Source organism: Paenibacillus algorifonticola (assembly GCF_000971975.1).
In the GTDB taxonomy this organism is placed as follows: domain Bacteria; phylum Bacillota; class Bacilli; order Paenibacillales; family Paenibacillaceae; genus Pristimantibacillus; species Pristimantibacillus algorifonticola.
Genome location: NZ_LAQO01000006.1, coordinates 298,121 through 308,481, shown reverse-complemented (window position 1 = coordinate 308,481; position 10,361 = coordinate 298,121). Strand labels below are relative to the sequence as shown.

Sequence of the window (10,361 nt, the reverse complement as noted above, 5' to 3'; positions counted from 1 at the left end):
CGCTGCCGTTACGGTCAGTGTATCTGCTTTACCTACGTTGTTCGCGGCTACTACATCCGATGCCGCTACTTTCGCAGTTTTCGCTTCCGCTGCTACCGTTACTTCCAAACGATCACTTTCCAGCTTGCCTGCTTCCGTTGCACTTACATACACTTTTGTTTCGGCTGCGCCGATTTGGGCAATCGATACAATTGCTTCCGTTTTACCTGCCGCTACTGTTGCCGTACCCAATATTTTACCTGCTGTTTCCGAATCGTACACCTTAATAATGGTTCCAACTGCAGCTTTTACAGTCAACGTATCTGCTTTGCCCACATTATTCACCGATGCTACATCTGCTGCATCCGCTTTATCTGTTTTCGCTTCCGCTTCTACAGTGAACTCACTTGCTGTACTTTCTGCAACTACAGATATGTAGACTTTTCTTCCAGCTACGTCAAAGTTAGCAATCGTTACTGTTACCTCTGTTTGTCCAGTTGGAACTTTCGCTGTGCCAATTAATTTACCGCCAGTTGCTTTATCATAAACATTTACAGTAGAACCAGCCGTAAGACCAGTAACCTTTACTGTATCTGCTTTACCAACATTATTCGTTATCGTAACATTGTCTGTATCCCATGAAGTTGTAACAGGAGCTGCAAATACGCTAGAAATAGGACCAAACGTTAATACGGAGCTCAGTAAAACGGTAGCAATAGCCAGTTGTTCTTTTTTTCTCAATATCATTTAAAAAATCCTCCCCAGTATGCCGCTTAAGTAAAGTGCGATAAAACAGGCGATCTAATTACGATTTGATTCCGTTAATAATTATGAAAAATCCATAAAATAGGATATCTATCACAGCTAAAATGGGTGAAAATGCCTAGAAAAACTGTCCCCTTAGTGTTTATTGTCTACTTTAAACAGTTGAACTTTTTGGCATAATCTACTTACTTGTTATATCGGATTTTTTTTTAAGGACTTTAGATGTATATCCAAATATTTTCTGTAAATTTTCGAATTACTTTTTTAAACATTCCAAATCCATAAAATTTAAATATTTGTCCCAGCTCCAACTCTTTTCACTGTTTCATCTATCAGTTCTTTCATTCTAGGTATTTCGTCCAATAGTTTAACAACTAACGGCTTCATAATCTCCTGTGCCAGCTTCGCTTTTTTGATCATATTATTTTCTTCAGCTAGCTCCGGAAGATCGCGCTCAAACTCACTTAATGCGTTGCGGAAAAGCATAAAACAAAATACTTGAAACGGTTGACTATTAATTGCAACTTTCCAATCTGTCTCAATCGTTTTGATTAACGTAAAACATTTCTGCGGATTTTTTCTGCTTAGCTCCGGCAGCTTTTCGATATTTTTATTGATTCCTTTTAAGCCTTCCTCATACGATTTCAACTCCTCTGGCATACGGAAAACCAGGTTTTTGATCGTTTGAAGACGTTCATTTTCGTAATGACTTGATTCTTTTATTTCCTTAATAAAAAAGTTTTCATCGGTTTTTTTATTACCAAGACGCTTAACTACCTGCTCCATAGGCTCGGCCGTCGTATATTTGATCTTTGCTCCCATAGCTGTAGTATTAATAAACTGAACAGCTGGATAACCCTCCAGCACACTTTCTATATCAGCTAATGTTAGCTTCATCAAGTTGCTTGTTCGATTCATTGTACCGTTAACATTTTCAACAACGAGCGTTGCAGCTTCTATTTGCTGCTCCAGCTTCTCCTCTTTAAAATGCTTGGCTCCAGGGGAATAGACTCTATCATTAGGATAGGATAAATCCTGACCCGTAAATATAATTTCTTTGCAGCCCATGTATATGGCAGCTTGAATAGCGGTTCCTGTTACGGAGTGATTGGAATTAAAGAGCGGGTCCTGATCTGACAGTTCCATTATTTTTTTAGAAGCAACATCATTATGGAAATGCATATGGAATAGATAATCCCATTTCTTATCTATAATTTTGTACTTGACCATAGGTGTATAAAGCAATGGAATATGACTGATATCTAGATCGCGGAATACGTTATAGTTCGCATCGGTACCATCCATAGAAATGATTAAATGCGGCGTTATCCCAAAATGAAGTAAGGACTGAATGGTAGAGCCAGCCGCAATGATATAAGCATGCTCCTTTAAATTGGATAAATGCTTGATATCAGCTTCCAATGAAGGGCCTGCACCAACAATAACCGCACTAAAGCCTTCCAGCTTATTTTTCATGTTCGTTATGGGAGGAGTACTCAACGTCGTAGATAAATTAAATAGAGTATTTTCCAACCATTCCCTACCGAACTTTTCGTAGAGTCGATACGAGCTATCATAATTCATAATGGCGATAATCGCATCATTACAAAATTGCGATACTTTATCTGCCATTAGGCTCTGATAAATAGGCAAACTGAGTATTTCAGGCTCGCCCTTCATGTAGCGTAAAAACTTATAAAACAATTTAGCTTGCTGGCTTGCATTGCCACCAACTACAAAATCCTTAATTTGTGGGCGATCTAGAAGCTTGTTCAAATCCACGCTTTTCATTGCTGCTAAAAAAATCTGTTCATCTGGTTCATAAAGATAAACATTATGATCTGGATAAGCATCCAAATACGCTGAAATGTGATAGCCAAAGCCTACACCATAAATGATAATATTATCTTTACCCTGCACTTTATCGGTTAAATGCTGCACCCAGCGATCCGCTTCATCTAAAGGGTTATATGTACTATATAAATAAACGGGGGCCTTTTCCGCAAGTGTAACACAAAGATTGGGCGCTCCATTTCTGGCATTCATCGTTTGATAAACATGATTATTTTTATCTATACTTATAATTTGATCATATAGTTTAGGAAACTTGACTTTTATATACTCAAGATTAGCCCCATATCTCTGCTCAGCGATCGTCCGTGCCCCACCAATAGCAATTTCCAACTGATAGAATAACGGATTTAATTCATAATGGATACAATCGCCTGCTTCTCTATACTGTTCTGCATCCATATAATTGTTCATGATTTGAAAATTACTGCTAAATTCGGCTATAAACACCTTTAAATAAGACCAAAGTACAGCAGAAGGATCCATTTCCGAATGAATGGAGTTAAGTGTACGATAAAGGTCATCCATACCTTCAAGAACATCAGCAAATTTATCCCATGTTGCCTGTTCCATTGGCTGATAAAGGCTACCTGCAACGAATTCACAAGCGGTAATTAATTCAGGTAAAAATGGGCGGATATTATCTAATACATCTTCCACTGAAGATTGTTGCTGTACCATATGTCAGTCTCCTAACTGTGCAAATCAATCATTATTGTCTTAAAAAGAAGCATAAACCGTCAGCGCATAACTCTGTCTGACGGTTTATAAAAGTTTGTTGCGAATGAGCTATTCTCTTCTATCGATAAAATAACTTTCAGACGCATAAGCTTGTTCATAGACTTGTTTTTGAAGACGGTTATTATTTATTTTATTCAATCCTTGTGAAGCTTCATCTTTAAAGAAATGCATCTTCGTCAGTAATACCTCATCAAACTCACCGATTTCTCGCAGCAATTGCTTTTGCTCTTCCGAAACCAAAATCCCCGATTCCAGTTGGTTTATAACATCTTCCCGGAGTTCAATTAACGCTAATAATTCATCACTTTCTGAATGATCCAAATGTTCAACTAACTGCTTGGTTTTAACATATAATTCGAAAATAACATTTTCCATTACATAGGACCGACTGCGGTTTGTGTTTGACCTGCTGAGGCTTTCATTGCCTGCTTCCAAGTATCTCGAAATTCTTGTAAATAGCCTAATGCCTCTTGGGCAAATGCATCATTTTTCTTCAAATTAGCTTCAATTAGAAGATGCAAAAGATATTCATAAATTTGAGATAAATTTTTTGAAACCTCAAAATCGTAATTAAGGGAAGCCAGCAGTTCATTAATGACAGCCTGTGCTTTTTTCAAATTCGTGTTGGCCATTTCATAATTTTGCTTCTTGATCCCTTCAATTCCGCCCTTGGTAAAGCGAATAGCTCCTTCATAAAGCATAATAACTAATTGGCCAGGAGTCGCTGTTTGAACAGAAGATTGCTGATACACTTGATATGGTGAGTTTAACAAAGGTTTCACTCCTTTAATTACTAAAGCTTGTTAGGGCAGATGACTGCGAATTAAATTTGTTAATTGCGGTTTCCATTGCAGAAAATCGTTTAAAATATTGATTTTCGATGGCGGTTAATCTTGCGGTCATTCGGCTTTCTTGTTCCTTCATCGTTCTTAATTGGCTGTTAATCAAAGAATTTTCAGCAAAAGCGGAATTGATGTCTGAGCTTATTAGTGAGGTACCTGCCTTTTCTCTTAAACCGCTTAATGTTTTTGTTGTTGTAGCCGTCATCTTGGCAAAAACCCCTGATGTGCTGCTGCCAGGCGAAGTATCCGTGTCTTTGGCCGTGAACAGATTAATGACACTGTCAGCATCCGTTTCAAGTGCCGTTCTAAGCTTAGATTCATCCAATATTAGCTTTCCTTTATCAGAATAACCGCCCGTTGTAATTCCAATCGAAAGTCTATTTCCATCTTGATCTGCAATACCCGAGATTAGTGAGGTAGCCGCAACCCTCAAATCAGATACCATTCCGCTAAGTATGCTGTCATTTTTAAGAGTGCCGCTTCTTGCCTTGGACTCCCACAATTCAACCTCTTTATCAGACATCTCTTTCTTCTCTTCATCCGTTAATGGTTTGAAGGTTCTATACTTCTCTTCAGACAATTCGGTATTTATTGAACCAATTAAGCTATTATACTCTGTGATAAAAGATTTAATAGTATCAATAATTTTAGACGTATCTTTCACAACATTTAGCGTCGTTGAGCTGCCCGATTGACTAGCGGCCTTTACTGTGAAATCGACGCCATTTATATTAAAACGATTGCCCGCCTGCTCATAGGTCAAGCCGTTCACTGTAATCTCTGCATTAACGCCCTCTTGGCTGCTGGTAGGCACTCTCCCTGTAAAAACATCATCCTGAAGGGACAACTGCCCTACACCAGTCTGGCTTGCCGATATAGAAAGCCTTCCCGTGTTCGCATCATAAAGTGCTGTAGCTTTTACATTAGTGGAATTCGCATTGATAGCTTGAGCAAGATCGCTTAGCTTAGCATCCTTGGACACTGTAACGCTCTTCCCATTAATTCTCACATCAACAGTATCTGCGCCAGGTGCACTTAACTCAAAACCCAAATCTTCTAAAGACTGAGCACGTTCGGTTGTGTTAAAGGTATAAACGCTATTCGAGGCTGTTGCGACATGATTTACTTGAACATTTAGAGTTCCAGCTGCACTGCTGCTAGTAGCGTTAAGTGTTAATGCGCTTGTATCCCCACTTACCTCTGTCGTTTTTGCACTTATCGCATTGGATAGATTAAAAGAAGTAAGCTTATTGTAACGAAAATCTGCAATCTTCGTACTCATCGAACGGTAATCTTCCTGCTTCCATTCCAGTTGAGTCCGCTTTTTTACCATGTTGTCATAAGTTGTTCTCCGAGCCTTCATGAGCTCCTTGACCATGTCATCTACTTGTAGGCCAGAAGCTAGTCCTGCCATACGCATATGCTAAAACCTCCTACTAAATTCTAGATTTTTTCGTCAATGACAATTCCATTTTGTTCAATAAGCTTCGCTGCCATGTCTAGAAGCTTTTCTTCTGGAATTTCCTTAATAATCTCGCCCGTTTCCTTGTTTCTAATTTTATACATGATATGTTTGGTTCCTTCATGTACAGATCTTTCAACCATGGTTACGGGACCTTTCATCGATTCAATCACACGTTCGATATTTTTCGAAAAGGTTTCTTGCTGAGCTTGAGCAACTGCAGTACCAGCTTCGTTGCCTGCTATAATATAATTGCTCTTGGAAGCTTCCGGAGTTACGGCTACTTCCTTAACCGACTCGCTGCCTGCAGCCTTCTCAGAGGTATAACCCGTCGTGGTATTCACTGATGAGATATTCATCGTCAATTTCCCCACCTCAATTTAGAGTGCTTTCTATAGTTTAATATCGGAAAAAGTCTGTGTCTTTGTTAGCTGATATTAATCTTGCTGAAAATATTTATTTAAACTTATACAAATCTATAGGAAAAAGAGGCCTTAGAATATCTAAGGCCTCTCCTCTCAAGTAAATGATTATTGCAGCAAGGACAATACGCCTTGTGGCTGCGAGTTTGCTTGAGCAAGCATCGATTGGGAAGCTTGAAGAAGGATGTTGTTCTTCGTAAGCTTAACCATTTCACTAGCCATATCGGTATCACGGATACGCGATTCGGAAGCAGTGATGTTCTCAACTACAGTACCCAAGTTGTTCGAAGTGTACTCCAAACGGTTTTGAACAGCACCCAGTTTAGCGCGCTCAGTCGAAACGGAAGTGATTGCTGTTTCTACAGTAGCCAGGTCGCTACCGCTAGTAAGGGAAGCGAAACCAGTAGTAGTGATTCCACCAATAGTAATTGTTTGCGAAGCATCATCGGATTGAATTGTTGCACCGCTAGTAATGTTGATACCGTTGAATTTAGTATCGGACATGATTTTAGTGATTTGCGAACCCAGTTGATCAAGCTCAACGTTGATGTTGGATTTGTCGCCAGAGCTGTATGTACCATTCAGCTTCTGTACGTTCAATTCTTTCATACGAGTAAGCATTGCACTTACTTCGTTCATTGCGCCCTCAGCTGTTTGTACGAAAGATACGCCGTCTTGAACGTTCTTTTGAGCTTGCTCAAGACCACGGATTTGACCACGCATTTTTTCGGATACTGCAAGACCAGCAGCATCGTCAGCCGCACGGTTGATACGAAGACCAGAAGACAGTTTCTCCATGCTCTTGCCTGCAGCAGCAGTGTTCAAAGTCATGTTACGGTGAGTGTTCAAAGCTGTAATGTTGTGATTAATACGCATTGTTATTTCCTCCCTGAAATGGTTATTTAGTCCCACATCCTTGTGGTTAGCTGATCAAGCAGGTTGCTTGCTCGCTATAATCTATTTATCGGCATATTTAACCAAGAGTTTATAGCTAATTTAACTTTTTTTGATTTTTTTGAATTGATGCTGCAAATCACTAGCCGAAATCGTCGATTGTTCCGCTGTAACATTCATATTTTCCACAGAAACATACAATTCCTTCCGAAGGATGCCTACTTCCGCCGGAGCTTTAATACCCAGTTTAATCGTATCGCCTACAATTTCCAGCACACTAAGCTCGATATCATTACCAATGAGAATCGATTCTCCTTTTTTGCGAGCTAAAACAAGCATATTATTCGCCTCCTGTCGGCAGACCTTCCGCAAATAGCGGATACTGAACGGAATAATGATCATTGGACAATATGTACTGAACGGCATAATTGCAAGCCGTATTGATAATAATCGGAGCTGCTAAATTAATCGTGGCCGAAGCCAAATCTTCTGTTACTCTCACGATACTATATATCTGAAGTGATTCTGCACTTTCTATTCTCAACTCATCTTTAATTTGCTCAGACAATTCAAATTCATACTCGTTTATGAAATCAAATGGCGACACAATAATGAAAGCTAGTGAGCCTTCTTCCACCGATTGCAAGTACTGAAATGGACTTTCTTCAATAGATACAATAGTATAACGCTGAAATTGCTTGAATCCGGGTATGCCAGATATAAAAGTGATAACTTGCTCCGTTTCGTATTCAAGTGATCCAAAACGAGTCGTTTCAATGATCATTTGTTCCACTCTCCGCTCTGTTTATTTAAAAATAAGAAGCTACGGTATCGTCACCGATTCCATAGCTTCTAAAATAATGTAACCATTTATTTATATGCTCCGAACTATTAGCTTAGGAAGTCAACAAGGGATTTACTGATTACCTTTGCTCCAACTGATAAAGATGCTTGATAAATAGATTGAGCGGTTGTCGAGTCTATCAAAACCTGCTCCAAATCGGCATCCTCCACTTTAGACTGCATATCTGTTAGACTCAACTTGAAGTCGGCAATCCGATTTTGCATAAGTTCTACACGGTTAACCTTGGCACCGATTTCAGCCCTTGCATTAAGCATCCGATCCGAGCTGATTTCAATATTACCTATCTCGGCTGAAACACCACTATAATTACCAGTAGACATTGCTGTTATCAGGCGATCCATGACAGAGAAAACATTATTTCCCGTACCTGCTGGATCGGAGTCCCCGAATACTGTATTTCCGGTTAAGCTTATGCCCACAGTCACATTTGCACCAAGAGCATACTGCACAGTTCCTGTATCTGTTGCAACTCCCTTAGCATCAAACCCAGCAGCAGATGCATCATAAGGGATCTGATTAAACATTTCCCCATTAAAAATGTATTTTCCGTTTATTTTACTATTTCCGATGTCAATAAGCTGTCCCTTTAATTCCTCAACTTCACTTTGAATAGCATCAAGCGCTTCTTGAGGGTTTGTTCCATTAGCAGCCTGTGTAGCAAGCTCCTTCACACGCTGGAGTATATCGCCCGCTTGATTAATGACGGTGTCCGTAAGATCAAGCCAAGACAATGCCTGGTTCGTATTTTTCTCATATTGATCACTGGAACCAAGCTCAGTACGATAACGCAGCGAATAAGTAATGCCTACTGGATCATCTGACGCCTTATGAAGCTTCATGCCTGTGGATGACTGGTTCTGAATATCCGCCATTTTGTTCAAATTACGGCTTATATTACGTGTAAGCTGGGCATGCATCATACCTTGTGTAATACGAAGAGCCATTACATGTTACCTCCCATTTTGGAGAAAATGATTAATTTATTTATTGTATTCTACCGACCTACTACGCCAGTATTATTAATGAGTTTATTAAGCATTTCGTCAAACGTCGTCATAAAACGTGCCGCAGCGCTATATGCGTATTGATATTTAATCATATCCGACATTTCCTCATCAAGAGAAACACCGCTGATTGACATTCTGCTTCCGTCTACTTGAGCCAGTTGAGCTTCTGCATTGGAATTTTCACGCGCAGCGGATTGGCTTTTAACCCCTAATGCTCCGACAAGCGCACTGTAGAAGTCGCCTAACGTAGCTTCCTTGATTCCACCACCAGTAGCAGTCTCGTCGAAAGAAAACTTGACCTCGGTCATTTGTGACATTAATAATGCTAGACTGTTATTACCTTTGACAACGGTAGAGACACCAGCCCCATCTGTCGTTGTACGCATAGAGGAAGCAATAAGGTTCGAATCCGAGGCAATATTGGAGTTAATCTCTATGCTCTCAGCAGTAAGTGTTGTAAAACCCGTCTTAATTGTAAACAATGGTTGTCCTGCAGTAGCTGGATTGCCAAGCGTATAGCCCAGCTGATGCAGTCCATTGATACCATTGACCGTCATCACTTGGTCTGCTGTTGTAGGCACCGTCGTCCCCGGCAATACGGAGCCTTTAGGAATCGTAACATCAAACTTGCCGTTCACGATCGTATTAGCAAGTGTATCCAACTGCCCGACAAATTCAGCAACTGTATCCAAAGATACGAACATCCCGTGAACCTCTCCGCCAGTCAGAGTGCCATTATTATAGGACTGCTCCAGTGCAAGTGCCGTCAGAGGAGTTGTTTCTCCCCCGGTAACGAGGTTTGTTCCCCCCATATTAATGGTGTATCCGTCCTCCGTATCTGTAACGGTTACATTGACGAGCTTGGACAACTTATCCGTTAAAAGATCACGCTGATCGCGAAGGTCATTGGCATTGTCGCCGAGTGATTCTATTTTTTTTATTTGATCGTTCAACGATGCAATAGAGCTCATCATGGAATTGGCTTGTTCCGTCGAAGTTTCAATTGTCATATTAATGTCAGCATCTAGATCGGACAGCTGCTTACTAAGTCCATTAAAGGTATCGGTCAATGCTTGTGTACGTTCAACCAAAATTTCGCGGGCCGTAACATTCTCCGGATCTTTGCTGAGATCTGACCATGCATTCCAGAAATCCGACAATACGGTACGAATACCTGTATCCGATGGCTCGTTAACAAAGCCTTCTAGCTTGCTAAGCGTATCCATCTGGACAGAAGTCGTACCAGCAATATCCGATTGATCCCGATATTGCGCATCCAGAAAAGCATCACGGATACGCGTAATCGACGTATACTCGACACCCGTTCCGATTTGACCTGGTGCTGTGGATTTGGTCATGCCGTAGGCTTCCATTGGACGAGTCGCCACCATGGTTACCTTTTGCCGCGTATACCCTTCCGTGTTGGCGTTTGCAATGTTATGACTGAGTGTAGTCAAGGCTACCTGCTGGGTAATCAAGCTTCGCTTTGATGTTTCTAATGAATGAAAAGTTGAGGTCATCTGCTTGTCTCCT

Annotated in this window: 10 protein-coding genes and 1 pseudogene; all 11 read right to left on the bottom strand. The window is 40.5% G+C overall.

The genetic code is table 11. The annotated features are described in order from the left end of the window. Positions 1 to 726 (bottom strand): annotated as a pseudogene (locus WH37_RS14940) (hypothetical protein); the annotation flags it as partial. 306 nt (positions 727 to 1,032) lie between these two features. After that, a complete protein-coding gene (locus tag WH37_RS14935) occupies positions 1,033 to 3,276 on the bottom strand; it encodes a motility associated factor glycosyltransferase family protein (RefSeq protein WP_046231378.1) in 2,244 nt (747 codons plus the stop codon). Between the two features lie 108 nt (positions 3,277 to 3,384). Beyond that, the gene (locus WH37_RS14930) at positions 3,385 to 3,711 is read right to left on the bottom strand and encodes a flagellar protein FliT (protein ID WP_046231377.1); all 327 of its coding nucleotides are present in this window, start codon (positions 3,709 to 3,711) and stop codon (positions 3,385 to 3,387) included. Next, positions 3,711 to 4,109, bottom strand: a complete 399-nt coding sequence (gene fliS, locus WH37_RS14925; protein WP_046231376.1) for a flagellar export chaperone FliS — start codon at positions 4,107 to 4,109, stop codon at positions 3,711 to 3,713. Before fliS ends, WH37_RS14930 begins: the two co-directional genes overlap by 1 nt. Positions 4,110 to 4,122: 13 nt before the next feature. Continuing rightward, positions 4,123 to 5,598, bottom strand: coding sequence for a flagellar filament capping protein FliD (gene fliD / locus WH37_RS14920; RefSeq protein WP_046231375.1), 1,476 nt, complete (start codon positions 5,596 to 5,598; stop codon positions 4,123 to 4,125). 23 nt (positions 5,599 to 5,621) lie between these two features. Then, a complete protein-coding gene (locus tag WH37_RS14915; protein WP_052736988.1) occupies positions 5,622 to 5,999 on the bottom strand; it encodes a flagellar protein FlaG in 378 nt (125 codons plus the stop codon). Between the two features lie 171 nt (positions 6,000 to 6,170). Next, on the bottom strand, positions 6,171 to 6,938 hold the full coding sequence (locus WH37_RS14910; protein WP_046231374.1) for a flagellin N-terminal helical domain-containing protein: 768 nt from the start codon (positions 6,936 to 6,938) through the stop codon (positions 6,171 to 6,173). Positions 6,939 to 7,058: 120 nt separating this feature from the next. Next, positions 7,059 to 7,295, bottom strand: a complete 237-nt coding sequence (csrA, locus tag WH37_RS14905) for a carbon storage regulator CsrA (protein WP_046231373.1) — start codon at positions 7,293 to 7,295, stop codon at positions 7,059 to 7,061. Position 7,296: 1 nt separating this feature from the next. Then, positions 7,297 to 7,740, bottom strand: coding sequence for a flagellar assembly protein FliW (fliW, locus tag WH37_RS14900; RefSeq protein WP_046231372.1), 444 nt, complete (start codon positions 7,738 to 7,740; stop codon positions 7,297 to 7,299). Positions 7,741 to 7,847: 107 nt separating this feature from the next. Beyond that, a complete protein-coding gene (gene flgL / locus WH37_RS14895; RefSeq protein ID WP_046231371.1) occupies positions 7,848 to 8,765 on the bottom strand; it encodes a flagellar hook-associated protein FlgL in 918 nt (305 codons plus the stop codon). A 50-nt stretch (positions 8,766 to 8,815) separates the two neighbouring features. Next, the gene (flgK, locus tag WH37_RS14890) at positions 8,816 to 10,348 is read right to left on the bottom strand and encodes a flagellar hook-associated protein FlgK (protein WP_046231370.1); all 1,533 of its coding nucleotides are present in this window, start codon (positions 10,346 to 10,348) and stop codon (positions 8,816 to 8,818) included. Positions 10,349 to 10,361: the final 13 nt, after the last annotated feature.